This window comes from Saccharopolyspora soli (genome assembly GCF_022678645.1).
GTDB lineage: Bacteria > Actinomycetota > Actinomycetes > Mycobacteriales > Pseudonocardiaceae > Saccharopolyspora > Saccharopolyspora soli.
This window is the reverse complement of record NZ_JALBWV010000079.1, coordinates 1-24,820: the sequence shown is the minus strand read 5'-3', so window position 1 is coordinate 24,820 and position 24,820 is coordinate 1. Positions and strand designations below refer to the sequence as shown.

Genomic DNA, 24,820 nt, shown 5'->3' with positions numbered 1-24,820 from the left:
GCGGCTGAGAGGGATGTGTTCAGGATAGGAACCGGGTGACCGCCCGAGAACCCATCGACCATGATTTTCGCGGTCCGGGAGGGTGAACACCACGATTCGGGGACCAGTCCCAACGTCACCATCTAACCTCGGAGCAGACGCACCGGACGAAGGGGACAGCATGCGGAACCCGACGACCGCTGGAAATCCGAGGCAGGCGATGAGCCTGACCCTCGGCGCTGCCTGTGCACTCCTCACCGCGTTCACCGCGACTGGATGCGGTGCCTCCGATGACACCGGCGCTCCGGCGCAACCGACCAGTACCCCGGTCGCGGCCGACGGCACGAACATCGATGCCTGCTCGGACGGGAACTGCGAGGTCGCGCTGACCGGCCCCACGGACATCCGGCTGACCGGCCAAGGCGGCGGGATCACCACGCTGTCCGTGGTCGAGGTCAATGCCGCTGGAGTCCGCTTCAACGCGACCTCGGCGGAAGGCGGAAGCAGTTCGGGCGAGCTGACCGGTGGCTGCACCCTCCGCTTCTACGACGGTGGCGGGGGTTCCTCGTGCGGCGGCCACCAAGCACCGCCGGAGCCGGAGACCGGTGTGCTCGCGATGCAACTGGTGGACTTCAGCAACGGAACCGCGGTGCTGCGGCTCGTCGCCGGAGAACCCGGTCCACCGCCGGGGTCGCTGGTTCCTCCCATTCCGCAGATCCCGGAGATTCCGCAGTTCGATTGGTGAGCACTGCTTCCGCGGCGTGCAACGCCCTGCCTGACCGAAACCGGGACCGGTCCCGGCCGCACATCTCTAAGCTCCGCAGCATGAGCGAACCTTCGAATTCGTCGCGGCCCGCGAGCCCCTGGACGTCCAGGGACGTCGTGTGGGTGTTGGGCTGGTTGATCACGCTGGTCGCTGGCACCCTCGTCGTCGGCTTCGTCATCGGGCTCGTGCTGCCGCCGCTCTTCGGTGTGGACCAAACCGTGCTGGTGTCCTTCGGTACCGGTTTCATCCTGTCTGCGGGCTACGTCGGTTGGCGCGTCGCACGGGCCGTACGTCGGGGACGGCGCGGCTGACCAACGGTTCTCACCTGCGGCGAACACCTACGATGCTCCAGTTAGGACAGTCCGGGTGATGGCGCTCATGCCAGCGGAGTCGTCGCGGGTTTGACCTTCACCCAGGGACAAAGTGCATCGTCGGGTTACCGGGCAAGGGGTCCGGGGTGAGGAGTGGGACATGGCCAGCCTGAGCATCGGCGAATTCGCGCAGGCGTCGGGCCTGACGCCGAAGGCATTGCGGCTCTACGACGAGCTCGGCCTGCTGCCACCGGCCGAGGTCGATCCGCGATCGGGTTACCGGTCCTACGACCGGTCCCAGCTGGGCAGGGCTCGGCTGGTCGCATGGCTGCGCGGACTCGGCATGCCGTTGGTCCGGATCCGGGTGGTCTGCGACCTCCCGCCGCTCGCGGCGGCCGCCGAGGTCGCCTCGTACTGGCGGCAGGTCGAGGCCGACACCGCGGCCCGCAAGGAACTGGCCACCTTCCTCATCGACCATCTGTCCAGAAAGGACACCGACATGGCCGATGTGCCCGCGGAATGGGAACTCCGCTCCGCGTCTCGCCACGACCGCGGATTGGTTCGGGACAGCGACGAAGACGCGACGTACGAGGGCAAGCAGCTGTTCGCGGTCGCCGACGGGTTCGGTATGCAGGGCATGGACCGCGCGGCAAGCGTCGCCGCGATCGACGCGCTCGGTCCGCTCGACGACGATGTGCTCTCGGGAAACCTGCTGAAAGTCCTCGGCAACGCGGCCAACAGCGTGCAGCGGGCGGTGCACGACTTCACCGCATCCGACCCGTCGCGCGCGGGCGCCGGGACGACCTTGACCGCAATGCTGTTCTCCGGCGGCCAATTCGCGTTGGCGCACGTCGGTGACTCCCGGGCGTACCTGCTGCGGGACGGCGAGCTGACGCAGATCACCCACGACCACACCTTCGTCCAATCGCTGGTCGACGAGGGCAAGCTGGACCCGGAGGAGGCCGCGTCGCACCCGAAACGCGCCACGCTGCTGCGCGCACTGGTCGGTCACGACACGGCAGAACCGGACCTACACCTGCGGGAAGCGCGTACCGGCGACCGCTACCTGCTGTGCTCGGACGGAGTCCACGGCGTGCTGCCGGAACAGCAGCTGCGCCACGTCCTCGAAACCGCGGACACCCCGCGGGAGGCGGTGGACCGATTCACCGACCTGGTCCACCACGCGGGCGCTCCGGACAACGCCGCATACGTCGTGGTCGACGCATTCGCCAGCAGCGCTGGCGGTTAGCCACGCGGCGTCCGGCCCCACTTCGACGAGGCCACACCGGAGCTCAACGGCCATCGCCCGCCGCTGCTGCCAGGCCGGGGCGCAGTTTGTCCAGCGCCCACGGGATGCCGAGCACCGACGGGTACCGCAGTTGGCTGATCAGCTGCACGTCCGCGACCAGGTAGGCACCGGTGCCCAGCACGGGCATGTTGCGCACCAGCGGATTTCCTTCGAAGGCTTGGCGGGCCTGCGGGGAGCCGAATGCGACCACCACGAGGTCCGCGTTGAGCCGGTCCAGCTGTTCGGGTCCCAGCGAGCCCGTCGGGCTGCCGTTGACCTGTTCGGTGCCGACCAACGAGGGCGCCAGCCGCAGCCCGAGTTCCGTCATCTGCTTGACGGCGAAGTCCTGCGGCGAGATCAGGGTGAACACCTGACCTGGCGCGCTGGCCATCGACATCGAGAACGTCTTGCCAGCCAGCCCCGGATAGCCGCGCGCGATCTCGGCGACCTTCGCCTCGGTCCCGGCGATGAGCCGCTCGGCTTCGCCGGAGCGGCCCAGCACGCTGCCGACCACGCGGACGTGCTGCTGCCAGGTCTGCGCGCCCCATTCGGTCTGGTAGCCGATGGTCGGGGCCGCCTTGGACAGGGTGGCGTACTCCTGGTCCAACCCGAAGTCGCCGGTGGCCAGGATGAGATCCGGCCGCACCTGCACGACCTGCTCCACGTCGACGCCGCCCGCTGCGCTGATGACCTGGGTCTTCGCCGGATCCAGCAGGCCGGACAGCCACGGGTACTGGCCGTCCGGGGTGGCCTGGTCCTTGGTGAAGAAGGCGACCGGGGTGACGCCGAGCGCCAGCATCGCGTCCAGGTCGTCGGTCGAAGTCCCGATCACCGCGACGCGCTTCGGCTGCTCGGTGACCGTGGTCGTGCCGAATCGGTGTTCGACGTGCACCGGGAAGGCGGACGTCGGGGTGCTCGAACCGGAGGTCGAGTCCGGCGCGGGTTCTCGGGATTGCCCGCAGGCGGCGAGCATCCCGCCGAGGATGCCGAACACCATCGCGACGAGCACTGCGCGAGTCCAACCACCGCGCGATCGGGACATGCGAACTCCTCCGGGACGACGATCGGTGGACGCCCGCCCGACGTGGCGGCACCTCGTCACGCGACGACCAGCCGAAGTAAAGCAAGGCAAACCTTACTTCATGAGATCCGAACGGAGTAGGCTCAGGTGCGCTGCGCCGCCAGCCGGGGACTGCACGCTGCGGCGTCCAGCACCAGCCGGGCGAACTCGGCGGCGTGCGTCATCGGCAGGTAGTGACCGGCACCCGGCACGATGGTCAGCCGCCCGTCCCGGCACGCGCCGAAGAACCGCGCTTCCTGCGCGCGGAAGTGGTCGTGCCTGCCGTTGACCAGCCAAGTCGGCCCCGGATACCGGGCCAGGTCGGCCACCGGATCGAAGTCGGCCGCCGCGGCCAGCACGTCCGGGATCACCTCGGTGGCGATGCCTCCGGCCAGCACCGGCTCCGCGACCGAGTTCGGCACCGCGGCGCGCAGCATTCGGCTGCTGAGCGCGTCACCGCCATCGGGCAGCGACGACAACGCCCGGTGCGCCAGTCGGAACGACATGGCGAGCAGCAGGCCCGGCCGCACGGTGCAGCCAGCGGCGACCAGCCCGGCCACCCGATCCGGATGACGCGCGGCCGCGGCGATCGCCGCGTAGCCACCCAGCGACATCCCCGCCACGAGCGCCCTGCCGCCCAACTCGTCCACCGCGTCCACGACCGCGCCGATCGCGCTGTCGATGGTGAACCGCTCACCTCTGCGGTGACCGTGCCCCGGCAGGTCCGCGGCGATCACCCGATGGCTGCCGGAGAGCAGGTCCACCACCTCGGACCACATCTGCCCGGACAGCCGGATTCCGTGCACCAGTACGATCGGCAACCCATCCACCACCAGAGCCCCCCATGGTCGAAACGCGGACGGTGCGTGCATTTCAACGTAGCGGCACAGGTACTGCCGCGCCTGGGCGCGCATCGCGTCGGTAGGCGTCAGGAGAACGGGGTTCGCGGCGGCTCCTGGCGCTCGCCGTCGATGGTGATCTCGACTTGTTCGTCGTAGAAGCAGGCGAGACCGGCGATCTTCTGGCTCTCCGGCAGCGGTGTGGGGTAGGTCCACACGATGTCGGCGTGCTCGGTGCCATCGACGAGCACGTGCCAGTACGTCGCGGTTCCTTTGTAGGGGCACTGGGTTTGCCGACTCGACGGGCGCAGCAGCTCCATGCGGACGTCGGTCAGCGGGAGGTAGTACCGCGGCGGCAGGCCGGTTTCGAACAGGATGTGCGGGTGGTGCGAATCGGCCACCACGACGCCGTCGATGCGCACCACGACGTGTCGCGAGCTGGTCAGGATGTCGACCCGCTTGTACGGGTCGCGCGGGTGGACGTAGACGGGTTCGTCCTCCTCGAACCACTGGTCCATCGCGCCCCACTTCAGCCGCACCAGGTCTTTGAGATCGGTGGAACCGGCGAACCGGACGGCCGCGCCTTCGGCGGTGGCCCCATCGGCCAGCACGTCGTAGACATCGCCATCGCCCAGGCCCTCGGTGTGCCGGGTCTCGCCGGTCGGCCGCAGCTCGGCTCGCACGTCCTCGACCGGGATGTAGTAGGTGGGGTAGTACGGGTGCTCCCAGACCAACCTCGGACGCCGGGTGTCGGCGACCAGCCGCCCGCCGAGGTAGGCCCGCACCCGCTTGGCCGATGGCTCGACCGCCAGCTGCGCACCTGAGTTGTTGGTCATGAAGTCCTCCAATGCCGAACGGCCCGGCGGGTCTGCCGCCAGTAGACACCGTCGGCGCGTCGCTGGCCAGGCCCGGATCCGCGCAGGTCATCGGCACCGCGTCGGGCGGGTGGCGCGCTGGGCGGGAACGTTTTCCATCGCATTCCGATTATCCAATTCGCCTCGCGGATCAATTAAGATCCATTGTTTCGGAGCGGTTCGGATCTTGTCGGAATTTCGCACGCCTGGTCGGTGTGCGTCGGTTGTGCCGGGATATGCCGATCGCCTTGTTCGAAGTTGTTCTCCAGTTGTCGTAATTGATGATCTCGACATGGCGCGAGCGTATTAGTACTCAATCTTCGCGGGCTGCTTGATCGGCATTTTGATCGTCGATCAATGCTGGTCGGCGCACTGCGCCAGGTGGATCTGTCCAATTTGTTCAGCTCGCGTCGCAGGTGGACCGGATCATTTCTAGATCCTTTCAACAATTGATCTCGGCACTCGGGTAATCGTGTCGATCCTGCTATGTGGACGATCGCCGGGCGGTGCCCCATTCGCACGTGACGATCAGTCGCAGGGGTCCATGTTTCGCGGTGTTAATCATCGAACGGGGGAGACCCGGTGGTGCGACATCGGAGCATCGATCTCACCAGGCGTGACGAAAATTCCCGATTGGACTTATCAACACTGACACGACCGTGTGATCATGTATTCCTGCGCTGCCAACGTGGAAAACCCTGCTTACCGTACGAAGAGTCGCCTCCCGAATATCACGAGGCGATTGGTGAAGATCTTGAGTGCGGCGATCCACAATTGCACGATCATTTTCAAACCGGATCCGCGCTCAAACGATCAAAAGGAGGCTGGGGTGTCCTCAACGCTTGTTCGCCTTGGCGGCGTAACCGCCTTTGTACTGGGGGCGTCGATTGGTCTGGCACCGATAGCAGGTGCCGCGGAGCATTCGGCGCTGCCACCGTATGTGCTCGCTCAGGGCGGGTGCGAATTTGGGGGCGTGGGCTGCCCTCCGAACGACATCAAGCCGCCACCGTGCCCGGGCTGCCCTCCGCACAAGCCGGAAAAGCCACCGGAAAAGCCGCCGGAAGTCGTTCCGCCAGTGGCCCCGGCCCCGGCGGCTCCGCCACCGGCAGCTCCGCCGCCGGCAGCTCCGCCACCGGCAGCTCCACCGCCAGCGGCGGAGGTACCGCCAGCGGCTCCGCCACCGGCGGAGGTACCGCCGGAGGTACCGCCGGAGGTACCGACTGCCGTTCCGACGCAGGAACGGGTGCCGCAGCGGCAGGTGCCGCAGCAAGTGCCGCAGGTGCCGCAGGTGCCCGTGGGCGCAGTCCAGGCGGGCGGTGGCGCCGCCGCGCAGGACTCGTCCGATGGTTCCGGACCGCTGATGGCGGTGGGAGCCGCGACGGCAGTCGCCGCTCTGGCAGGCGGTGGCTTCTTGCTCCATCGCCGACGCGCGGGGCAGCGCGGCTGACCCGACCCGGATAGGTGGTGTGCGCTCCTGGAACGCACACCACCGATCTGGGCGAATTCTTCTCGCGTTGGGCGGCTGCGAAATTCGGTGAGCACCCGCGGGTGCGCCGCGAGGGCGGGGGTGGGATGTGAAAGTCGCGATCCTGGCCGTGTGGTTCACCTTGCTGCTGGCCGTGACGGGTCCCACGGATTTCCCCGCGGCGGATGCGCCTGCCGCGCAGCCGGTCGCAACGCATCCGGCCGAGCACGCCGCGGCGGATCCGGCCGAACCGGCGGCCGGTCCGATGCCGGGGGATTCTCGGCCGCAGAGCATCTCCATCCCGGCCATCCGGGTGACCTCGACCCTCGTGCCGCTGGGGTTGAACGCGGACGGTTCGGTCGAAGTGCCGCCGATCGAGAAGTCGATGCAGGCCGGTTGGTACCGGCTCGGACCGGGCGCGGGCCAAGCCGGTCCGTTCGTCGTGCTGGGCCACGTCGACTCCTACACCGACGTCGGCGTTTTCCTCCGGCTGCGCGACCTCCGGCGCGGTGACCTGATCAACGTCGAACGGCAGGACGGATCGCGGGCCAACTACGTGGTCGACCGCGTCGAGGAGGTCCGCAAGGACGAGTTCCCGACGCAGGAGGTGTACGGCGACGTGGCGCGCCCCGAGATCAGGCTGATCACCTGCGGCGGGACCTTCGACGAGTCCCGGCGCAGCTACGAGGGGAACGTGATCGTGTTCGGACATCTCACGAGAAGCTGATCCGCAGCGAGACCGCACACCGCGTGCCCCAGGCATCGGCGGTGTTGTTGGCCGTGCGTACTTCGGGCCGCCACACCGCCCCGAAGTACGCACGGGTTTGCGCGGTGCGGAAAATTCGCGGATCTCCGGTCCCGTCTTCCAGTGTTCGAACGCTCAGCGCACGACGCCCGCGCCTGCCCAGCAGCCCGCTCGGTGCGGCTCCCAGCCGCCCGGATCCGCTGGGTCCGGCCGCCACAACGGCGTCCACACCACTCCGGGGTCCACCAACTCGCATCCGTCGAACAGCGAACGCACCGCAGCGTGGTCGCGGAACGTAACCGGCGTTGACGTGTGCTCGGCGAAGAACCGCTGGACACGGGCGGCCTGCTCGGCCCGTTGATCCGCGGTCAGCGTGGAGATCACCAGCGGGCTTCCCGGTGCCAACATCTCGCGGTACCGATCGACGACCGCCGTCTCGCGGTGGTTCACGTAGTGCAGGACAGCCACCATGAGCAACGCGACCGGCCGGGAGAAGTCCAGCAACCGCACCGTTTTATCGTCCTGCAGCACGGCTTCGGGATCGCGGATGTCATGGGTGGCACCGTGGGGCCAACTCGTGCGCCGCGGCCAGATCCGGGCTGCGGCGCATCAGTTCGGGGAGGTCCGGTCCTGCCGGGCGCACGGAGTTGAACAGGTCGGCGACCCGCGCCGCGCGGTTGAGCTTGTCCTGCAACGGCATTGAGTGAACGGACTCGGGGTCCGCCGTCTGGTTGGTGACCTCGGACCGGACGTTGTTCAACGCCGTGGCGAATCCGTCGGCCAGCTCGTCGGTACCGGCGATGTCCACCGGCGGCAACGCCGCGAATTCGTCGGCCATGGTGTCCACATAGGTCGATGCGGTGTTGAGGTAGCTGTTCACCTCGCTCTCGGTGGACTCGTCCGCAGCGGTCGTGCTGGCGAGCCGCTTGCCCGTTTCCTGCGTGTCCGCAAGCCATTTGGTCAGGTTGCAGACGTCGTCCACCCAAGCGACCAGTTCGCGGGTGGGCGCCTTCGCGGTGCTGTCGGTGGAATCCGCGGTGCGGACCGTGCAGCCGCCGATCGCGAGCACTGCCACCGCCAACACCGCTGCCTTCGAGCCATCTCGCATGCCGACCTCCGATCGCGGCCGAACGGTACGGGCACGGCGGTGGGAGGGGTCCCGAGGTCGCCCCCGGAATCGCCAGAACACCGGTGGATTCATGGCAGCAAAAGGCCATTGCCGTCTCACTGGATGTCGAATCCGACTATCTTGGCCCGATGTCGATCCCACGACTCTCCTGGCGAGCTGGTTGCGCGCTGTTCGCTGCGCTGCTCGCGGCAGGCTGCGGCTCCTCGCTGGAAGGCGCTGCGCCCGCGACCACTACGGTCCCGCCCGCCGACACCGTCGTGCCGAGCACGACCACCACCACGACCGCACCGCCTCCGGTAATCGCCGCGGATGGCACGAACTACGCGGCCTGCGCGGACGGCACCTGCGAGATCTCCCTGTCCCAACCGGTAAACATCACGCTGAACGGCGGCACGCTCGCGGTGACCAGCGTGAACCCCGACGGGATCGACATCGACCTGAGCCTGGACAACGGCGGCGGGGGCAACGGGACGCTGAAGGGCACGTGCGGCGCCATTTTCCGCTTCCACAGCGGGGGAGGTGGAGATGGCAGATTCTGTAACCCCGATGGCAGCGTGCTGCCACCGCCGGAACCGGAGCCGGGCGTGGTCGCACTCCAACTGGTGGGCTTGAGCGATGGCGCAGCGGTCCTGCGGGTGGTCTCCGGCTAGCCCGCGGTTTCGTCTGGCGCACGGGGTGGTTCGGCGGCGATCCGGTTGAGCACGGTCAGGTGGTGGGCGAACGCGTCCCGCCCGGGGGCGGTCAGGGCGAGCCAGGTTTTCGTGCGCCGCCCTGCCCGACCTTTGCTGACCTTGACGTAGCCGACCTGTTCCAGCGCCGCCACGTGCTGCGACAGCGTCGAGTCGCTGACCTCGACGGCATCGCGGATGAACCGGAATTCCGCTCGTTGCACCGCGCTGAGCGCCGCGATGATCGAGAACCGCACCGGCGAGTGGATGATCGGGTCGAGCTCGTGTCGCAGGTGGGTCATGGACGCTTCTTCACCAGTACGGCCGCGATGAAGAACGGCAGGGACAACCCGAACGACGCGAGGGCCCACGGCAGCAACGCCGTACCGAACTGCCAGCGCACCAACGGCCCCACGAGGACCGAGTAGAGACCGAACCACACCGCGATCGCCCCCACCGAATACCAATTCGCCCGGACCGGGAACACCGCGTGGCGCTCGGCCCACCAGCCAGCCAGCACCACGATCGCAGCCCAACCGCCGATGACGAGGCCACTGGCGAATCCCTGTGAAAAAACCGTCTCCAGCAGCGCGATCTCCACAGCGGAGACGATGCCGAGCGCTACCAGGTACCACCTGAACCAAACTCCGGCCGCTGCCGCGCGTGCGCGCAATGACTCGGCCTTCGCAAGCCGCTCGCCAGGAGTGCCGTCGGCTTCCGTGATCATCGCCATCCTCCTCATTCGTGGATGTAAAGCACTTTAGTACTCCTAAAGTGCTTGTCCAGTGCTGAAGTCCGACCGGGACGACGTGATTAGTCCGCCGACGAGCGTGAACCAGCTAGCGCGGGCACGCTGCTGGGTGAAGTCGGTGGAGGAGGAGCCGTGGAGTTCCAGCAGGTCGTGGAGCTGGTGGGCAGGGCCGTCGACGCCGTGGGCGTGGCCGTGATCGTCGTGGGGGCGCTCGCCGCGGCCATTTCGGCGGCGGTCCGGTTCGCTCGTCGGCAGGCAGGTCTGTACCGCGCCTACCGCAGTCAACTCGGGCGGTCGATCCTGCTCGGACTGGAATTCCTCGTCGCGGGGGACATCATCCGGACCGTCGCGGTCGCCCCGACATACACGAGCGTCGGCGTGCTGGCCCTGATCGTGGCGATCCGCACCTTCCTCAGCTTCTCGCTGGAATTGGAGATCACCGGGCGCTGGCCCTGGCAGAAGGTGGACAGCTCGGCTACCAGGGCACCGGAGACGAGGTGACCGCCGCGACCGGATTTCCGCCGGGCGCGGTTCAGCCGCCGGATGCGGTGCGGGCGTTCGGTGCCTCCGCCGCCGTGATGTCGACGTCCTTGGTCTCGTGGGCGAAGGCGAAGGCCACCAGCGAAACGACCGCGGTGCCGACCATCCAGGCCGCGACCAGCCAGCCCTCCCCGTCGGCCTGGATGACCAGAGCGGAGGCGACCAGCGGGGAGAACCCGCCCAGCGCGGCGCCGATCTCGCGGGACGCGGCGAAGCCCGTGTAGCGCACGCGGGCGCCGAACAGCTCCGCGTAGAACGCCGGTTGCACCGCGATCATCGGTGCCAGCCCCAGCGACGCCGCGACGACCAACGCGAGCCAGATGAGCACTGGCTGCTCGGTGGACAGCAGCGCGAAGAACGGGAAGGCGAACAGCGCGGTGAACACCACGCTGAACAGGTTCAGCGGTTTGCGGCCGATCCGGTCGGACAACGCGCCGTACACCGGCTGCAGGACGATGACGACAACGGTGAACGTGATGACCCCGGTCAGCCCGATCCAGCGCGGTAACTCCAAGGTCTGCTGGAGGTAGGCCACGCTGAACGTGGCGTAGATGTAGACGACCGCGGTGTCGCAGATGTGCGCCCCGATGCCGATCAGGAAGTTGCGCGGATAGCGGCGCAGCGCGTCGAACACCGGGAGCTGGACGGTGCGCCGATCGCTGGACATCCGTTCGAAGACCGGCGATTCGGCGACCCGCAGCCGGACGTACAGCGACACCGCGATCAGCGCGAAGCTGAACAGGAACGGCAACCGCCAGGCCCACGCCTGCACGGTCTCCGTGCCCAGCCGCTCGACCAGCAGGAAGGTGACGGTGCCGAGCAGAAGTCCAATTTGGACACCCGTCTGCGCGTACGAGCTCAGGTAGCCTCGCCGATGCGCTGGAGCGTGCTCGCACAGCAGCGTCGAGGCACCGCCGAACTCCGCGCCAGCGCCGAGCCCCTGGCAGATCCGCAGCATGGTCAACAGGATCGGCGCGGCCACGCCGATCGTCTCGTACGTCGGCAGCAGTCCGATCAAACCGGTGGACAGGCCCATGATCAGCGTGGTGATGACCAACGTGGCCCGTCGGCCGACGCGGTCGCCGAGGTGTCCGAAGAGGAATCCGCCGAGCGGCCGGATGGCGAATCCGACGCCGAAGGTCGCGAATCCCGCGATGGTGCCCACGGTCGGGTCGCTGGTCGGGAAGAACAGCGTGTTGAACACCAGGGTGACGGCGAAGCCGTAGATGAAGAAGTCGTACCACTCCAGGGCGGTGCCGACCACGGATGCGGTGACCACCCGGCGGAGTTCCCGCTGCTGGGTCGGTGGGATGTCGTCGTTGTCGATGGCCGCGCTGCTCATCGTCGTCGCTCCCTCGATGTCCGAGCGGAAATCCGTGGAATCGATCGAGTTCTCCGGTGCCGGGCGCGGCGATTCCGCCGCACGTCACCAGCATTCCGGGCATTTCGCCCGACATCGTGCCACGCCGAAGTCGATCTGGGAAGCAGATCAGCGACCCCGCTGCGCGAGCGCGCCGAGCTTGTCGGGGTTGCCCATCACGTAGATCGTGGTCACGAGTTCGGTGCGCGGATCGACGTCGAGGACGAAAACCGCGTACGGTCCATCGGCGATCGCGGCCACCGCAGCGGGTTCGCCGTTGACATCGCAGTAGTCGATCACCGTACCGGCCGGGAAGTCCGAGGCGCGCGCCGCGAACAGCCGGGCTACCTTGTTGGCGCCGCGCAGCACCCGGCGAGGCGCGCGAACCTTGCCGCCGCTGTCGCCGACGAAGGCGACATCCGGCGCGAGCACTGCCATCAGTTCCGCGAGATCGCCGCCGAGGGCGGCGGTCAGGAACCGTTCGGTGGCGGCGGACCGGGCCGCGCGGTCGGTGTTGAAGCGCGGACGTCGCGCGTGCACGTGCTCCCGCGCTCGGTGCCCTAGTTGTCGCACCGCGGACTCGGAGCGGCCGAGGGCGGTGGCGATCTCGCCGAAGCCGAGGCCGAATGCCTCCCGCAGCACGAAAACGGCGCGTTCCAACGGGGACAGCGTTTCCAGCACGACCAACATCGCTATTGACACCGCCTCCCCGGTGGCAGCCTCGTCCACCACGCCGTCGGCGACATCCGGTGTGGTGAGCAGCGGTTCCGGCAGCCAAGGCCCGACGTAGTCCTCACGTCGCGCGCTCGCCCGCCGGAGCTGGTCGACGGCCACCCGCGCGGTGATCCGCACCAGGTAGGCGCGCGATTCGCTGATCTGCGACCGGTCCGCGCGATCCCAGCGCAGCCAGGTCTCCTGCACGACGTCGTCGGCCTCGCTGGCGCTGCCGAGCATCCGGTAGGCGACCCCGAACAACAGACCCCGGTACTGCTCGAACACCTCGGCGGCTTCGTCGCTCACGTCTTCCTCCCGAGCAGGTACGGACCAGGATGCCGGAACAACCAGACCGCGGAGGACGACACGATCTCCTTGTACCGGGCCGCGATCCGCCCGCGCAAGAACGTCCTCTTCGGACTCTCGTCGGTCGCGTGGACGAACTGGATCAAGCCGCGTCGTCTGCCGAGGCTGATGCACTGGTGCAGGTAGCGGAACCGGAACGGTCCAGGTGTGCGCCCCGCGAGGCGGCGGGCGATCGCGTCGGCCGCGTACGGTCCGGTGAACCCGCCGGTGCGGCAGCCGAACGACATCTCCTGCCCCCACTTCCCGGATGCGGCCACCGCATCGCCGATGGCGTACACCTCGGGATGCGATACCGAGCGCAGCGTCTCGTCGACGAGCACCCGACCGCGTTCGTTGACGGCGAGCCCGGCTTCGCGGGCGAGGCCGCACGCCGCGAATCCACCAGTCCACAGGGCAATGTCGGCGTAGACGCGCGACCCGTCGGCGAGCACGACCGCGCGCGGTTCGACCCGCGTCACTTCCGCGTTGCGGATGACCTCGACGCCCAGCCGGGCGAGTTGGTGCCCCAGGTAGCGCCGGGCTCCCGGGGACAGCCAACCACCTGGCTCGCCTCTGGTGACCATCCGCACGGTCAGACCCGGGTGGGATTCGCCGAGTTCGGCGGCCGTCTCGATCCCGGTCAGCCCACCGCCGCAGACCACCACGACGCCGCGACGTTCGGCGAGTTCGCGCAGCCGGACGGCCAAGCGCTCGACGGCCGCTGGGCCGGACAGCGCCGCGGCGTGCTCGGCCGCTCCGGGAACACTGTCCACATTGGTCACGCTGCCCAGTGCGTACACCAGGGTGTCGTAGCGGAGCACTTGCTCGCCCGTCTCGGTCCCGACGTGCACCGCGCGGTTGGCGAGGTCGATGCGCCGGACTCTGCCGATGAGCACCGCTACACCGCTGCCGTCCAGGATCTTCCGCAGTGGCAGGTCCGCGAGTGGCTGCCCGGCGGCGAGCTGGTGCAGCCGGATCCGTTCCACGAACCGGGGCTCGGCGTTGACCAACGTGATCGACACCTGCGCCCGGTCGACCTGGCGGGCCAGCCGCTTCGCGGCCACCAGCCCCGCGTACCCGGCACCGAGCACCACCACCCGAGTCATCCTGTCCTCCTCACCGCAGGTAGCCAGTCACACCAGGAAGACGGGTCGACGCACTGGAACTGTGACATCGCGGTGTTCGGGCGATGTGGGCAGGCAGCTACCTCAACGTTGCGGTCAGCGTGTCATCCTGTTAGCCGCTCGGGTGTTCCACGCCGATCGCAGCTGAGAGAAGGACCGCATGATCGAGCATCGCCTCCAGCCCACTCCGGGCACCGTGACCGACGTCTTCAGCCCGGATGCGCAGCCGGTGCTCACCGTCGATCCTGGGGACACCGTCGTGGTGAGTTCGCTGGACGCGCAGGGACATCTGGAGCGGCAGCGCGAGCCGGGCGAAGATCGGCCGAAGATCTTCCGCAACCGGCGCGGCCACTGCCTGACCGGCCCCATCGCCGTTCGCGGTGCCGAGCCGGGCGCGGTGCTCGCGGTGCACCTGGAGTCGTTGCGGCCCGACGAGTGGGGTTGGACGGTCGCCGGGGTCAAGGACAACTGGCTGAACCGGCAGCTCGGCGTCGCCAACACACCGACCTGGCTGCTCTGGGAACTCGACGCCGAACGGGGCACCGGCGTCAGCGACCGCGGCCACACCGTGCCGCTCGCCCCGTTCCTCGGCGTGATCGGCATGCCGCCGGACGAACCGGGCGAGCACTCCACGATCCCGCCGCGGCCCTCCGGCGGCGGCAACATCGACTGCCGCGAGCTGATCGCGGGATCGACCCTCTACCTCCCGATCACCGTGCCCGGCGGACTGCTGCTGCTCGGCGACGGCCATGCCGCGCAGGGCAACGGCGAGGTCAGCGGGACCGCGATCGAATGCGGCATGACCACGCGGGTCCGCCTGGACATCGTCACCGAACCCCAAGCACCGGGCATCCACGCCGAAACCCCGCGTGGGCGCATCACATTCGGCTTCAGCGGGGACCTCAACGAAGCGACCGCGATGGCCCTGAACGCGATGCTGACCTGGTTGCAGTCCCGCTACGACCTGGACCGCTCGACGGCCCTCGCGCTGGCGAGCCCAACCGTCGACCTACGCGTCACCCAGGTCGCCAACGAAACCTGGGGCGTACACGCAGTCCTACCGGAGAACGCGATCCGGTGACACCCACCTGCCGATCACACGTGAGCCCCTTTTGTGAGGTGAAGGGCACCTTCGACCGACTATGCCGGTCAAAGGTGCCCTTCACTCCTCACCCGAACGGAGGGCGCTGAGCGGGTTCAGAGCACGAGGTCGGCCAGGCGGTCCACCTCGTCGAGGCGGGCGACCGTTGGGGTGAAGACCAGCTCCGTCATGCCGATGTCGGCGAATTCGCCGATGATGCCGCGAATGCGGTCGGGCGTGCGCACCGCGCCCTCAGCGATGGTGTTCGCGTGGTCACCGGCGTAGGCGTAGTAACTGCGCAGGTAGCTGTCGGATTCCGCGCTGGAGCGGTCATCCGCGCTGAAGTAGGCCAGACCCAGCAGCCTCGGCTCGCCTTCGCGCCCGGCTTCCCGCCAGGCCGCCTGGATTTCGCGCACCGTCGGTTCCGCCCGGCGCGGCCCGCCGCCAGCACCGGTCCAGCCCGCTCCCCAGCGCACGGTGCGCCGGATCGCCTGAGCGCTGTGGCCGCCGATGAGGATCGGGATCTCCCGGCCGGGCGGTGCGACCGGCCGGTGCTCCCCGGCGAAGTCGCCCTCGGCCACCGGTTCGCCCCGCCACGCCCGCTGCAGGAAGTCCAACTGCCGGTCGAAGGCCCGGCCACGTGCGGTGAACGGCCGTTCGCTGGGCAGGTAGTCGGATTCGCGGGCACCGACGCCCAGCCCGAGCGTGAGCCTGCCGCCGGAGACCTGGTCGACCGTCGCGCTGATCTTGGCCAGCACCGCGTCCGGGTAGGTGGGCCCGAGCACCGCGTTGGTCACCAATCCGATGCGCGACGTGGCCCCGGCGACCGCCGCCAAGGCGGTGAGCGAGTCGTAGGACGGGTAACCGACCCGCCCGATGGTGGAGACGAACGCGAAGCCACGCGCCTCGGCGCGCCGCGCCCACTCCAACAACAGGTCACCGGTGGTTCCGGGGACGGTGTTCGGAAGTCCGATACCGATGCGCACAGCACCTCCTGACGTCGCCAACTGGCATGATCGAGCCTATCCCACCCGCGCCCCGCCGAATCGCCGTCCTATTTGGACGCCGATGCCCTTTTCCGCGGCATCAGGTAATCGAATACTGCCATCATCAAGTCGCACTTCACCCGTGCGAGCCACCGCAATAGCGTCGTCTGGACGGTTGCGGCATCAGGGGGCGCTGCGGAGGGGATCGCGGATGAGCGACGTATCGCGCCGGAGGATGCTCCTCGGCAGTGCGGCGGTGATCGGTGGTGCGGTGGGGCTCGGCGCGGGATCGGGGGCAGCCGCTGCTGCCAGGAACGCGTCCGTCGAACCCGCTCGCCCGGTCGTCGTCACCCCCGACGACCCGCGATATCCGGACCTGGTCCGGGGCAGCAACCGGCGCTGGGTCGGCACACCGGAGTCGGTCCAGCTGGCCGGGAGCACCGAGCACGTGATCGCGTCGGTGCGCGACGCGGTGCGCAGCGGGAAGCGGCTGGCGGTGCGCAGCGGCGGGCACTGCTACGAGGACTTCGTCTACAACCCGGATGTCGAGGTCGTCGTCGATCTGTCCGTGCTGAACTCGGTTCACTACGACAGCGAGCACGGCGCGTTCGTCGTCGAGGCCGGGGCGACGCTGCTCGACGTGTACGAAACCCTTTACCGGACCTGGGGTGTCACGATTCCCGGTGGTTCCTGCGAGTCGGTCGGTGCCGGGGGCCACATCTGCGGCGGCGGCCACGGCCTGCTGTCCCGCGCACACGGCCTGACCATCGATCACCTGCACGGTGTGGAAGTGGTGGTCGTCGACGCCCACGGCGAGGTCCGTTCGGTGCTCGCCACCGGTGACGAGGGCGACCCGAACCGCGACCTGTGGTGGGCACACACCGGTGGCGGTGGCGGGAATTTCGGTGTCGTCACCCGGTACTTCCTCCGCACGCCGGGCACGGCCGGACTGGCTGCCGAGCAGCAGTTGCCGAAGCCGCCCGGCGAGGTGTTCGTGTACGGACTGTCCTGGTCGTGGGACGACCTGACGGAGAGTTCGTTCCGCGCGCTGCTGAAGAACTACGGGCGCTGGTGCGAGCAGAACAGCGCGCCCGGCTCGCCGTACACCGCGCTGTCCAGCAAGCTGGCGCTGAGCACCAAGGCCAGCGGCGCGATCTCGCTGTACACGCAGATGGATGCCACCGCGCCGAACTCGCAAGCGCTGCTGGACCGCTATCTCGCGGCGGTCTCCGACGGCGTGGGAACGCCGGAGGTCGATGCGCGGCGGATGCCGTGGTTGCTGGCGACTCGGGAACACGCGGCGACGAGTTGGAACCGGCACTCCGATTACAAGTCCGCCTACCTGCGAACGGGTTTCCCGGACGACCAGATAGCCGTCATCTACCAGTACCTGACCAGCTACGACAATTCCGGCGATCTGCTGCAGGTCGACACCTACGGTGGCCAGATCAACGCGATCCCGCCGGATGCCACGGCCGCCGTGCACCGCGACTCGATCATGAAGCTGCAGTACCAGTCCTACTGGGACGACCCGGCCGAGGAACCCACGCGCGTCCAGTGGCTGCGGGAGTTCTACCGCGACGTCTACCAGCAGACGGGCGGAGTTCCGGTGCCCGGCGCGGTCAACGACGGCTGTTACGTCAACTACCCGGACACCGATCTCGGCGATCCCGCCTGGAACACCTCCGGGGTCCCGTGGCACCAGCTCTACTACAAGGACGCCTACCCGCGGCTCCAACAGGTCAAGCAGCGCTGGGACCCGACGAACACGTTCCGGCACGCCCAATCCGTGCAGCTACCCGGCGCGCAGTAGCGCCCGCAGGTATCCGTCTCACCGTCCGGCTTTGCCCTCGGCGATCAGGGCTGCTTGCAACATGGCCCGGCAATAGCCCGTGTCGTACAGCTCGCCCGCGTGCCCGCCGCCGCCGACCTTCGCGTACTGGCCGGTGATCTCGTCGTGCTCGCGGTCGTAGTCGAGCGCGCGGGGGTGCTCGGGCAGGATGCCGCGGTGGTAGCCCTGGCGGACGAGTTCGCGCATGAACGCGAACATGTCGGTCTGCCCGTTGTCCGGGAAGACCTCGGCGTACTTCAGCCTCGGTGCGTCCACCAGGACGTTGCGGTAGTGGATGTGGTTGATCCGGTCCCGCTCACCCATGTACCGCACGAAATCCACGGCATCCGCGCCGACTTCGGTGGCGACCCCGGAGTGCACGGTCATCCCGTTGGACGGGCTGTCGACGGTCTCGACCATGCGCTTCCAGTCCCGCACCGAACCCAGGATCTGCGGGTTGCCGCGACTGATCGGGGCGGGCGGATCGTTGGGGTGCAACGCCATGCGCACCCCGGCCTCGTGCGCGACCGGGATCACTTCGCGGAGGAAGTGCTCGTAGTGCTCCCACAGCTGGTCGTAGCTGAACTCCGGGGTGCCCGGCTCGCGGGGCAGGTCCTTCACCGGCACACCGTCGATCTCGCGGTCGTAGTCGAAGGCCGTGTACCCGGCACCCAGCCGGTCGTCTTCGTCGATGAGCTCGTAGTAGCCCTCGGTGAGCCGGTGGACGTACCAGTTGTACTCGACCACCGGGATGCCCGCTTTTCCTGCTGCGACAAGGGAACGCTTGATGTCGTCGATGTCCCTGTCGCGGTCTTCGGTGCCGAGGATGGCGCTTTCCGGACCACTGATCAGGTACGCCGTCACGTGCAGCCCCAACGCCTCCAGCCGGGTCCGGTCCGCGCGCAGCGTGTCGATTCCCCAAGGCAGCGGTGGCGTGTCGGTGACGAGTGCTCCGGTCACACCGGCCTGGCGCCAACGGCGCACCGTTTTCTCATCGGGGTTGCGGGAGAACCACTGGCAGAGCTTGGGGGTGTCCGGGCCTTCTCGGACGTCGTCCGGCCAGTTGACGTCCGGGTAGGGCAGATCCGTTGGTGCGGAGGCATTTGCCGCCTCGGTGGCCCCGATCGCCGACAGGGCCGCCACCGAGGCGGTTCCGGTGACGAATTGTCTGCGGGTGCTTCCCATGGTCGAACCCCTCCAGCGCATCCGTGGCGGGTGGCCAGATCGACGCTAGACGCGCGAACGGGGCGCGTTAAGAACATGTTCCGGATAGCGACATCCAGATCGGTGATAGCTGGGGAGGTGCCCGGTTCTGCCCGGAAAGCGTTTACTACCCGGTTTTGGTGAACTACGATCACCGCGGTGTTACCTAGGGAAGAACGATGAGGTTCAGAACGGGTACCACGCGTGCCTGGTGGAAAGCGGGGTGCGCGCGGCGATGTTGCGTCCGGACGTTCGCCTGGAGTGGTTCGTCTCCTTCCTAGCCGTGATCGATACCGGCAGTTTCAGCACGGCCGCCGCGACCACGCACCGCTCCCAGTCGCGGGTGAGCATGCACGTGGCGTCCCTGGAACGCGCGGTCGGCCTGCCGCTGTTCGACCGGCGGAAGAGGCCGGTGGTCCCCACCGAGGCGGGGCGGAGTCTGGCCGATCACGCGCAGACGATCCTGCGCGAGCTCGACGTCGCCGAGGCGGCCATGGCGGCGCGTCGCGGTGCGGCTCGCGGGGTGGTGACGCTGGGCAGTTTTCCCAGTGCCAGCGCGGCTTTCGTGCCCCTGGTGCTGGAACACTTCACCCGCACCAGCCCCGACGTCAAGGTGATCCTGGTGGAGCGGGCCACGCTGGAGCTCGACGACGCCTTGATCAACGGCGATGTCGACGTCTACCTGCGGCCGATGGCCCCGCCGCCAGCATCTTCGACGGTGCAGTGCTTCCCGCTGTGGCGGGAGCCGCTGGTGGTGGTGCACCCGCCCGGACACCCGCTGTCCCTGCTCGACGAGCCGCTGCCCATCGAAGCGGTCGCCGGGCACCCGCTGATCACCATCGGGCAGCGGGAGACGTCCGACCTCGCGAGGTTCGAGCCCTACCGGGTCTTCCACGAGCGCGGCCTGGAGATCGACCTGGTGCAGGCGACCAACCAGCCCCAGACGTTGATCTCGCTGGTCAAGCACGGCTTGGGCGTCGGGGTGACGAACGCGTTGGCGGCCCTGGTCTCCGACACCCGCGGTGTTCGGGTGCGTCGATTGGAGAGCGCGTTCGGTCGGCGAGTGGGGGTGTACTGGGACTCGGCCCGGCCCATCGCTCCGGCGGGGTGGCACCTGATCGAAGAGATCAAGCGCGGCCCGCGCCCGAAGGGCACCGAATCACTACCAGACGCCGAAGAACCCCAACAACGACGATTCGCCTACCTGGATTCCTAACACCCGCCGCAAATTCCGATGCGAGCATCGCCCCGCCGTTCTCCATTCGGGTGAGGAGTGAAGGGCACCTTTGGCCGGGTAAGTCGGTAAAAGGTGCCCCTCACTCGGAAAAATCAATCCTGGTGGGTGCGATTCGGGGGTTCCGGCGAGGTGGTGTCGGGTTGGGTGGTGCCGAGCGGGGCGATGCGGCCGATGCCGAAGGCGTAGATCGACGCACCCGCCAGCGCGACGAGTCCGGCGACCGTGAGCGGGACGACGTAGGAGCCACCGGTGAGGTCGAGCAGGATGCCGACCACTATCGGGCTCACCGCGCCGGCGAGGTTGGACGCGAATCCCTGGATTCCGGCCAGTGATCCGACGTTGCCGGGGGAGGGCGCGACGTCGCCGGGCAGCGCCCACAGGCTGGATGCGGCGAAGGTCAGCGCGCAGTACGACACCGTCAGCAGCACCAGGGCGACCCCGGCGTTGGGTGCCTGACCGGCGAAGACGATGACCGACGACAGCACCAGTCCGCTCACCAGCGGCACCTTGCGGGCCACCGACACCGGGTGACCTCGGCTGATCAGGCGGTCCTGCAACAGCCCGCCCAGCCACTGCGCGGGCATCGCCAACAGCGGCGGGAGCATGCCGAGGATGCCCAGCTGGAGCAGGTCGAATCCGCGTGCGTCCACCAGGTAGGAGGGGAACCAGGTGATGAAGAAGTACAGCACGAAGGACAGGCAGAAGAATCCCCCGACCATGCCCCAGGTGGTGCGGTAGGCGAGCAGCTCCCGCCACCGCATCTCGGGGGCGGTCGGCTCCTCCTGCCCGGTATCGCTGCGGATGTGCGCCAGCTCGGCCGCTGTAACCGCCGAGTGGTCGCCGGGATCGCGGTAGACGCGCAGCCACAGCACCGCGAAGACCAGCCCGACAACACCGCACACCAGGAACGATGCGCGCCAGCCGATCAGTCCGATGAGGACGGCGATCAGCGGGAGCGCCAGTGCGGTGCCCGCGCGGCCGCCACTGTCGAAGATCGATGCCGCGATGCCGCGCTCGCGCACCGGGAACCACCGGGACACGATCTTCGAGTTCGCCGGATAGGTGGGCGATTCGCCCACGCCGAGCAGGAAGCGCAGGAGCAGCAGGATGACGAAACCGGTGGCCGCGCCGATGAGCATGGTCACCACCGACCACCCGACCAGGGCGGCGAACATCATCCGCCGCGGCCCGAAGCGGTCCACCAGGTAGCCCGAGGGCATCTGCATGAACGCGTAGGTCCAGAAGAACGCCCCCAGCAGCACGCCGGACGCGGTGCTGGACAGGCCCAGGTCCTCGGTCATGTAGGGCAGCGCCACGCCGAGGTTCGCGCGGTCGACGTAGTTGATGGTCGTGGCCAGGAAGGCCATCGAGATGATCGTCCAGCGCACTCGGCCGACACCGGAATCCGGTGTCGGCCCCTGCGGCGTGGTCATGGGCAGCTCCCCGGTCTTAGAGAGTGCGCGGCTCGTCAGAACCCGCGGCGGTGCAAGCTGCGAGAGTGGAAGGAAGCGGCTGCCGCCGCTTGCCTGACGACCACCCCCGGCGCACCAATCCGCGCGCCCTCTTATCTGCGATGTCCAAGCTAGGAGTGCCGACCGCGCGGTGTTAAGCGCGCAACCGGGATAGCACTATTCCGAAGTCTGATCGCGCCGCCCGGCCGAGGCGGCAGGTCTACTGTGGATCGGCCTATCGTTGACACAGCGGACGTCGGAACACCACAATTCACCGTGTATTGAATTTTGAGCTCACCCCTGGGAGGCAGCGCACCATGACCGAACACCCGCAAGGACCAACCATCTCTCCTGAAGAGGCCGACTTCGACGCGATCTACCGGGGTGAAGCGCCGTTCGGCGACAACGCGTTCAGGTTCGAACGCCCGCCCTGGGACATCGGCGAACCGCAGCCGCAACTCGTCGAGCTCGCGGGCACCGACAAGATCCGCGGCGAGGTGCTGGACGCCGGATGCGGGCTGGGCGAGAACACCTTGTTCCTGGTCGAGCGCGGTTACCGGGTGCTGGGGGTCGACGCCTCGAACTCGGCGATCGAGCAGGCGCGGCAGCGGGCCAAGGAACGCGGGATCGACGCGGCGTTCGAGGTGGCGGACGTGACCAGGCTCGACGGCATCGAGCCGCGGTTCGACACCGTGTTGGACAGCGCTCTCTACCACTGCCTCAGCGACCAGCAACGACGGGACTACAGCGCGGCGCTGCACCGGGTGACCAAGCCCGGCGCGCAGCTGAACCTGTTCTGCTTCGCCGACGACCGCCAGTCGGTCGTGCCGTTCCAGATCAGCCGGGACAACCTGCGCGCCAACCTCGGTGAGCACTGGAGCATCACCAGCATCGAATCGGCGAATTACACCTCAGCCTTCACGCGGGACTCGATCCGCGCCCTGCGCGAGCACAACGACCTGGAAGCGGTGGGACTGGCACTCGACCTCGACGAGGTGGAGACCGACGAGCAGGGCCGGATCCTGCTGCCGGTGTGGCAACTGCACGCCGAGCGCAAGTAACCGGTACCGCTGCCCGTCTGAGTCCTCGTCTTCGCAGCGGCACGCGGGACGAGGACGCGCCTAGAGGGTCATCCAGGCGAGGACCGGCAGCGACTGCAGGTAGACGAGCACGCACATCAGGGCCAGGAAGGCGACGCTCCACGGCAGCACCCGGCGGAAGATGTCGCCTTCCCGGCCGGTCATGCCGACTGCGCCCGCCGCGATGGCCAGGTTCTGCGGCGAGATCATCTTGCCCAGCACGCCGCCGGAGCCGTTGGCCGCGGCGGCGAGCAGCGGATCGATACCGGCGTTCTGCGCGGCCGCCACCTGCAGCGCGCCGAACAGCGAGTTGGACGAGGTGTCGGAGCCGGTGACGGCGACGCCCAGCCAGCCGAGGATCGGCGAGATCAGCGCGAACAGCCCGCCCACCGCGGCCATCCAGGTGCCGAGCGTCGCGGTCTGCCCGGAGGCGTTCATGACGTAGGCGATGGCCAGCACCGACATGACGGTGACGATCGGCCACTTCAGCTGCACGTAGGTGCCGAGGTACCGGGAAACCGCCGCGCGTGCCCGGATCCCGATCGCCGGAATGGTCAGCAGCCCCGCGATCAGCAGCAGCGACCCGGCGCTGGTCAGCCAGTTGAACTTGAACTGCACCAGGGACAGCGGTTTGCCCTCGGGGCTGCGGATGTCCAGGCCGGGCCAGCTGAACTGGAGTGTCACCACGTCCAGCGCGCGGGCGATCGGGCCGATCTGGGCGACCACGAAAACGGCGATGATGATCAGGTAGGGCACGTAGGCGCGGAACACCTGGCCGTGACCGTCGGCCTCCGGTGCCGCCTGCTCGGTGGCGCCCGGTGGCGTCCACACCCGCAGCAGCAGGACCGTGGCGCCAGCGGCGACGAGCGCGGCGATGATGTCGGTCAGCGGCACGGAAACGTAGTTCGCCGCGACGAACTGGGCGATCGCGAAGCTCACCCCGCACACCAGCGTCGCGGGCAACGTCTGCCGCACTCCGCGAAAGCCGTCGATGATCCCCACGAGCACCAGCGGCACGAAGACCGCCAGCAGCGGGGTCTGCCTACCGGTCATCGCGCCGAGGTCGGCCAATGGGAGCCCGGTGACGCTGGCGAGCGTCACCAGCGGCGAGGCCAGCGCCCCGAACGCGACCGGCGCGGTGTTCGCCACCAGTGCGACCACCGCGGAGGTGATCGGGCTGAACCCCAGCGCCAGCAGCATCACGGTGGTGATCGCGACCGGGGTGCCGAAACCGGCGAGGGCCTCCAGCAGCGCCCCGAAGCAGAACGCGATGATCACGGCCTGGATGCGGCGATCACTGCTGACTCGGGAGAACGACCGCTGCAGCACGTCGAAATGGCCCGTGGCGACGGTCATGTTGTAGATCCAGATGGCGTTGATGACGATCCACAGGATCGGGAAGAACCCGAACGCCGCACCGAGCGTCGCGGACAGCACCGCCTGGTCCACCGGCATCGGGTAGATGAAGATGGCGATCGCGAGCGCGACCAGCAGCGCGATCAACGACGCCTTCCACGCCGTCATGCGCACGATGCCCAGCAGCGCGAACAACACCAGCAGCGGCAGCGAAGCGGCGAGCGCGCTCCATCCGAGAGAGCCGAACAGCGGATCGAGAATCTGTTGGTACACGGCCACTCCCTAGATGCAGATGCACATCTCGTCGCGCGTCCAAGTCGGGCAAAACATAGCGTCTCCGGCCACCGGGCGAAATCTCGACAGCGGAGGACGCGTCCGCTGGCCAACCCTGAACGCCGGAATCTTCGACGTCAATGCGGAAGCGGATATCGACGCCGACTTGTCATGATGGCACCAGAGGATCGCAAGTGACCGATGTGGATGGCCGACCAGACCCGGCTCCTGACCTACTCGTGATTTGGCACAAACTACGCAAACATGACGAAGTAAGTCGTGAGTGCGCAACCGGGCTCCAACCCGGCTGCGCACTCACGACCCCGTTCGGGTGAAGGGTGAGGGGCACCCATTACCAAGTAAGTTTGTGAAGGGTGCCCCTCAC

At 68.2% G+C, this 24,820-nt stretch carries 26 protein-coding genes; 11 read left to right on the top strand and 15 right to left on the bottom strand.

Annotated elements, in window-relative coordinates; translation table 11 throughout:
• Positions 1–160: 160 nt before the first annotated feature.
• The 3 genes from MOQ72_RS38060 to MOQ72_RS38050 all read left to right on the top strand — a co-directional run bounded on the left by MOQ72_RS38060 (position 161) and on the right by MOQ72_RS38050 (position 2,305).
• Positions 161–724, top strand: a complete 564-nt coding sequence (locus tag MOQ72_RS38060; protein WP_242190786.1) for a hypothetical protein — start codon at positions 161–163, stop codon at positions 722–724.
• An 80-nt stretch (positions 725–804) separates the two neighbouring features.
• The gene (locus tag MOQ72_RS38055) at positions 805–1,056 is read left to right on the top strand and encodes a hypothetical protein (protein ID WP_242190785.1); all 252 of its coding nucleotides are present in this window, start codon (positions 805–807) and stop codon (positions 1,054–1,056) included.
• Between the two features lie 160 nt (positions 1,057–1,216).
• On the top strand, positions 1,217–2,305 hold the full coding sequence (locus tag MOQ72_RS38050) for a MerR family transcriptional regulator (RefSeq protein WP_242190784.1): 1,089 nt from the start codon (positions 1,217–1,219) through the stop codon (positions 2,303–2,305).
• 43 nt (positions 2,306–2,348) lie between these two features.
• On the opposite strand, the gene MOQ72_RS38045 is transcribed toward MOQ72_RS38050, so the two are convergent.
• The 4 genes from MOQ72_RS38045 to MOQ72_RS38030 all read right to left on the bottom strand — a co-directional run bounded on the left by MOQ72_RS38045 (position 2,349) and on the right by MOQ72_RS38030 (position 6,278).
• Positions 2,349–3,386 carry an ABC transporter substrate-binding protein gene (locus MOQ72_RS38045; RefSeq protein ID WP_242190783.1) on the bottom strand — a complete coding sequence of 346 codons (1,038 nt, stop codon included), beginning with the start codon at positions 3,384–3,386 and terminating at the stop codon, positions 2,349–2,351.
• A 122-nt stretch (positions 3,387–3,508) separates the two neighbouring features.
• Complete coding sequence (locus MOQ72_RS38040) at positions 3,509–4,234, bottom strand: alpha/beta fold hydrolase (RefSeq protein WP_242190782.1); 726 nt, start codon at positions 4,232–4,234, stop codon at positions 3,509–3,511.
• A 98-nt stretch (positions 4,235–4,332) separates the two neighbouring features.
• Positions 4,333–5,079 carry a DUF427 domain-containing protein gene (locus MOQ72_RS38035; protein WP_242190781.1) on the bottom strand — a complete coding sequence of 249 codons (747 nt, stop codon included), beginning with the start codon at positions 5,077–5,079 and terminating at the stop codon, positions 4,333–4,335.
• Positions 5,080–6,092: 1,013 nt separating this feature from the next.
• Positions 6,093–6,278 carry a hypothetical protein gene (locus MOQ72_RS38030; protein ID WP_242190780.1) on the bottom strand — a complete coding sequence of 62 codons (186 nt, stop codon included), beginning with the start codon at positions 6,276–6,278 and terminating at the stop codon, positions 6,093–6,095.
• A gap of 62 nt (positions 6,279–6,340) precedes the next feature.
• Here MOQ72_RS38030 and MOQ72_RS38025 point away from each other — a divergent pair, with 62 nt between their 5' ends.
• Both MOQ72_RS38025 and MOQ72_RS38020 read left to right on the top strand, forming a co-directional pair.
• Positions 6,341–6,544 (top strand): GVDTG sorting domain-containing protein, encoded by a 204-nt coding sequence (locus tag MOQ72_RS38025; protein WP_242190779.1) that lies wholly within the window; start codon positions 6,341–6,343, stop codon positions 6,542–6,544.
• Positions 6,545–6,671: 127 nt separating this feature from the next.
• On the top strand, positions 6,672–7,289 hold the full coding sequence (locus MOQ72_RS38020; RefSeq protein ID WP_242190778.1) for a class F sortase: 618 nt from the start codon (positions 6,672–6,674) through the stop codon (positions 7,287–7,289).
• 153 nt (positions 7,290–7,442) lie between these two features.
• Here the strand turns inward: MOQ72_RS38020 and MOQ72_RS38015 are convergent, their stop codons facing one another.
• Together MOQ72_RS38015 and MOQ72_RS38010 are read right to left on the bottom strand one after the other, a co-directional pair.
• Positions 7,443–7,838: an SAM-dependent methyltransferase gene (locus tag MOQ72_RS38015; RefSeq protein WP_242190777.1), complete on the bottom strand. Its 396-nt coding sequence runs from the start codon at positions 7,836–7,838 to the stop codon at positions 7,443–7,445.
• A 19-nt stretch (positions 7,839–7,857) separates the two neighbouring features.
• Positions 7,858–8,415 (bottom strand): hypothetical protein, encoded by a 558-nt coding sequence (locus MOQ72_RS38010; RefSeq protein ID WP_242190776.1) that lies wholly within the window; start codon positions 8,413–8,415, stop codon positions 7,858–7,860.
• 149 nt (positions 8,416–8,564) lie between these two features.
• On the opposite strand from MOQ72_RS38010, the gene MOQ72_RS38005 reads away from it, so the two are divergent.
• Positions 8,565–9,086: a hypothetical protein gene (locus MOQ72_RS38005; protein ID WP_242190775.1), complete on the top strand. Its 522-nt coding sequence runs from the start codon at positions 8,565–8,567 to the stop codon at positions 9,084–9,086.
• Here MOQ72_RS38005 and MOQ72_RS38000 read toward each other — a convergent pair.
• Both MOQ72_RS38000 and MOQ72_RS37995 read right to left on the bottom strand, forming a co-directional pair.
• Positions 9,083–9,406 carry a winged helix-turn-helix domain-containing protein gene (locus MOQ72_RS38000; RefSeq protein ID WP_242190774.1) on the bottom strand — a complete coding sequence of 108 codons (324 nt, stop codon included), beginning with the start codon at positions 9,404–9,406 and terminating at the stop codon, positions 9,083–9,085. The genes MOQ72_RS38005 and MOQ72_RS38000 overlap by 4 nt on opposite strands.
• Positions 9,403–9,831 carry a hypothetical protein gene (locus MOQ72_RS37995; RefSeq protein ID WP_242190773.1) on the bottom strand — a complete coding sequence of 143 codons (429 nt, stop codon included), beginning with the start codon at positions 9,829–9,831 and terminating at the stop codon, positions 9,403–9,405. The genes MOQ72_RS38000 and MOQ72_RS37995 overlap by 4 nt, the downstream gene beginning before the upstream one ends.
• 156 nt (positions 9,832–9,987) lie before the next feature.
• Between MOQ72_RS37995 and MOQ72_RS37990 the strand changes: the two genes are divergently transcribed.
• The gene (locus MOQ72_RS37990) at positions 9,988–10,356 is read left to right on the top strand and encodes a DUF1622 domain-containing protein (protein ID WP_242190772.1); all 369 of its coding nucleotides are present in this window, start codon (positions 9,988–9,990) and stop codon (positions 10,354–10,356) included.
• A gap of 31 nt (positions 10,357–10,387) precedes the next feature.
• On the opposite strand, the gene MOQ72_RS37985 is transcribed toward MOQ72_RS37990, so the two are convergent.
• The 3 genes from MOQ72_RS37985 to MOQ72_RS37975 form a co-directional block, all read right to left on the bottom strand.
• Complete coding sequence (locus tag MOQ72_RS37985; RefSeq protein WP_242190771.1) at positions 10,388–11,737, bottom strand: MFS transporter; 1,350 nt, start codon at positions 11,735–11,737, stop codon at positions 10,388–10,390.
• Positions 11,738–11,884: 147 nt separating this feature from the next.
• The gene (gene sigJ, locus MOQ72_RS37980) at positions 11,885–12,775 is read right to left on the bottom strand and encodes an RNA polymerase sigma factor SigJ (protein ID WP_242190770.1); all 891 of its coding nucleotides are present in this window, start codon (positions 12,773–12,775) and stop codon (positions 11,885–11,887) included.
• Positions 12,772–13,920 carry an NAD(P)/FAD-dependent oxidoreductase gene (locus tag MOQ72_RS37975; protein ID WP_242190769.1) on the bottom strand — a complete coding sequence of 383 codons (1,149 nt, stop codon included), beginning with the start codon at positions 13,918–13,920 and terminating at the stop codon, positions 12,772–12,774. The genes sigJ and MOQ72_RS37975 overlap by 4 nt, the downstream gene beginning before the upstream one ends.
• Before the next feature lie 178 nt (positions 13,921–14,098).
• On the opposite strand from MOQ72_RS37975, the gene MOQ72_RS37970 reads away from it, so the two are divergent.
• Positions 14,099–15,019 carry an acetamidase/formamidase family protein gene (locus MOQ72_RS37970; protein ID WP_242190768.1) on the top strand — a complete coding sequence of 307 codons (921 nt, stop codon included), beginning with the start codon at positions 14,099–14,101 and terminating at the stop codon, positions 15,017–15,019.
• 116 nt (positions 15,020–15,135) lie between these two features.
• Here the strand turns inward: MOQ72_RS37970 and MOQ72_RS37965 are convergent, their stop codons facing one another.
• Positions 15,136–16,005 carry an LLM class flavin-dependent oxidoreductase gene (locus MOQ72_RS37965; RefSeq protein WP_242190767.1) on the bottom strand — a complete coding sequence of 290 codons (870 nt, stop codon included), beginning with the start codon at positions 16,003–16,005 and terminating at the stop codon, positions 15,136–15,138.
• Between the two features lie 211 nt (positions 16,006–16,216).
• On the opposite strand from MOQ72_RS37965, the gene MOQ72_RS37960 reads away from it, so the two are divergent.
• Positions 16,217–17,818: an FAD-binding oxidoreductase gene (locus tag MOQ72_RS37960; protein ID WP_242190766.1), complete on the top strand. Its 1,602-nt coding sequence runs from the start codon at positions 16,217–16,219 to the stop codon at positions 17,816–17,818.
• A gap of 18 nt (positions 17,819–17,836) precedes the next feature.
• Here MOQ72_RS37960 and MOQ72_RS37955 read toward each other — a convergent pair whose 3' ends face one another.
• Positions 17,837–19,021 carry a mannonate dehydratase gene (locus tag MOQ72_RS37955; protein WP_242190765.1) on the bottom strand — a complete coding sequence of 395 codons (1,185 nt, stop codon included), beginning with the start codon at positions 19,019–19,021 and terminating at the stop codon, positions 17,837–17,839.
• Positions 19,022–19,274: 253 nt separating this feature from the next.
• On the opposite strand from MOQ72_RS37955, the gene MOQ72_RS37950 reads away from it, so the two are divergent.
• Entirely contained in the window at positions 19,275–20,255 is a 981-nt protein-coding gene (locus MOQ72_RS37950) for a LysR family transcriptional regulator (RefSeq protein ID WP_242190764.1), read from the top strand.
• 113 nt (positions 20,256–20,368) lie between these two features.
• Here MOQ72_RS37950 and MOQ72_RS37945 read toward each other — a convergent pair whose 3' ends face one another.
• Complete coding sequence (locus MOQ72_RS37945; protein ID WP_242190763.1) at positions 20,369–21,709, bottom strand: MFS transporter; 1,341 nt, start codon at positions 21,707–21,709, stop codon at positions 20,369–20,371.
• Positions 21,710–22,044: 335 nt separating this feature from the next.
• Here MOQ72_RS37945 and MOQ72_RS37940 point away from each other — a divergent pair, with 335 nt between their 5' ends.
• Positions 22,045–22,788, top strand: coding sequence for a class I SAM-dependent methyltransferase (locus MOQ72_RS37940; RefSeq protein ID WP_242190762.1), 744 nt, complete (start codon positions 22,045–22,047; stop codon positions 22,786–22,788).
• A gap of 60 nt (positions 22,789–22,848) precedes the next feature.
• Here MOQ72_RS37940 and MOQ72_RS37935 read toward each other — a convergent pair whose 3' ends face one another.
• Positions 22,849–24,435 (bottom strand): L-lactate permease, encoded by a 1,587-nt coding sequence (locus MOQ72_RS37935; RefSeq protein ID WP_242190761.1) that lies wholly within the window; start codon positions 24,433–24,435, stop codon positions 22,849–22,851.
• Positions 24,436–24,820 lie beyond the last annotated feature (385 nt).

Excerpts from the sequence above, each read along its gene's own strand:
- MOQ72_RS38060 (WP_242190786.1), top strand. The coding sequence starts at position 161 with ATGCGGAACCCGACGACCGCTGGAAATCCGAGGCAGGCGATGAGCCTG.
- MOQ72_RS38055 (WP_242190785.1), top strand. The coding sequence starts at position 805 with ATGAGCGAACCTTCGAATTCGTCGCGGCCCGCGAGCCCCTGGACGTCC.
- MOQ72_RS38050 (WP_242190784.1), top strand. The coding sequence starts at position 1,217 with ATGGCCAGCCTGAGCATCGGCGAATTCGCGCAGGCGTCGGGCCTGACG.
- MOQ72_RS38045 (WP_242190783.1), bottom strand. The coding sequence starts at position 3,386 with ATGTCCCGATCGCGCGGTGGTTGGACTCGCGCAGTGCTCGTCGCGATG.
- MOQ72_RS38035 (WP_242190781.1), bottom strand. The coding sequence starts at position 5,079 with ATGACCAACAACTCAGGTGCGCAGCTGGCGGTCGAGCCATCGGCCAAG.
- MOQ72_RS38010 (WP_242190776.1), bottom strand. The coding sequence starts at position 8,415 with ATGCGAGATGGCTCGAAGGCAGCGGTGTTGGCGGTGGCAGTGCTCGCG.
- MOQ72_RS38005 (WP_242190775.1), top strand. The coding sequence starts at position 8,565 with ATGTCGATCCCACGACTCTCCTGGCGAGCTGGTTGCGCGCTGTTCGCT.
- MOQ72_RS38000 (WP_242190774.1), bottom strand. The coding sequence starts at position 9,406 with ATGACCCACCTGCGACACGAGCTCGACCCGATCATCCACTCGCCGGTG.
- MOQ72_RS37995 (WP_242190773.1), bottom strand. The coding sequence starts at position 9,831 with ATGATCACGGAAGCCGACGGCACTCCTGGCGAGCGGCTTGCGAAGGCC.
- MOQ72_RS37985 (WP_242190771.1), bottom strand. The coding sequence starts at position 11,737 with ATGAGCAGCGCGGCCATCGACAACGACGACATCCCACCGACCCAGCAG.
- MOQ72_RS37975 (WP_242190769.1), bottom strand. The coding sequence starts at position 13,920 with ATGACTCGGGTGGTGGTGCTCGGTGCCGGGTACGCGGGGCTGGTGGCC.
- MOQ72_RS37970 (WP_242190768.1), top strand. The coding sequence starts at position 14,099 with ATGATCGAGCATCGCCTCCAGCCCACTCCGGGCACCGTGACCGACGTC.
- MOQ72_RS37960 (WP_242190766.1), top strand. The coding sequence starts at position 16,217 with ATGAGCGACGTATCGCGCCGGAGGATGCTCCTCGGCAGTGCGGCGGTG.
- MOQ72_RS37955 (WP_242190765.1), bottom strand. The coding sequence starts at position 19,021 with ATGGGAAGCACCCGCAGACAATTCGTCACCGGAACCGCCTCGGTGGCG.
- MOQ72_RS37950 (WP_242190764.1), top strand. The coding sequence starts at position 19,275 with ATGTTGCGTCCGGACGTTCGCCTGGAGTGGTTCGTCTCCTTCCTAGCC.
- MOQ72_RS37945 (WP_242190763.1), bottom strand. The coding sequence starts at position 21,709 with ATGACCACGCCGCAGGGGCCGACACCGGATTCCGGTGTCGGCCGAGTG.
- MOQ72_RS37940 (WP_242190762.1), top strand. The coding sequence starts at position 22,045 with ATGACCGAACACCCGCAAGGACCAACCATCTCTCCTGAAGAGGCCGAC.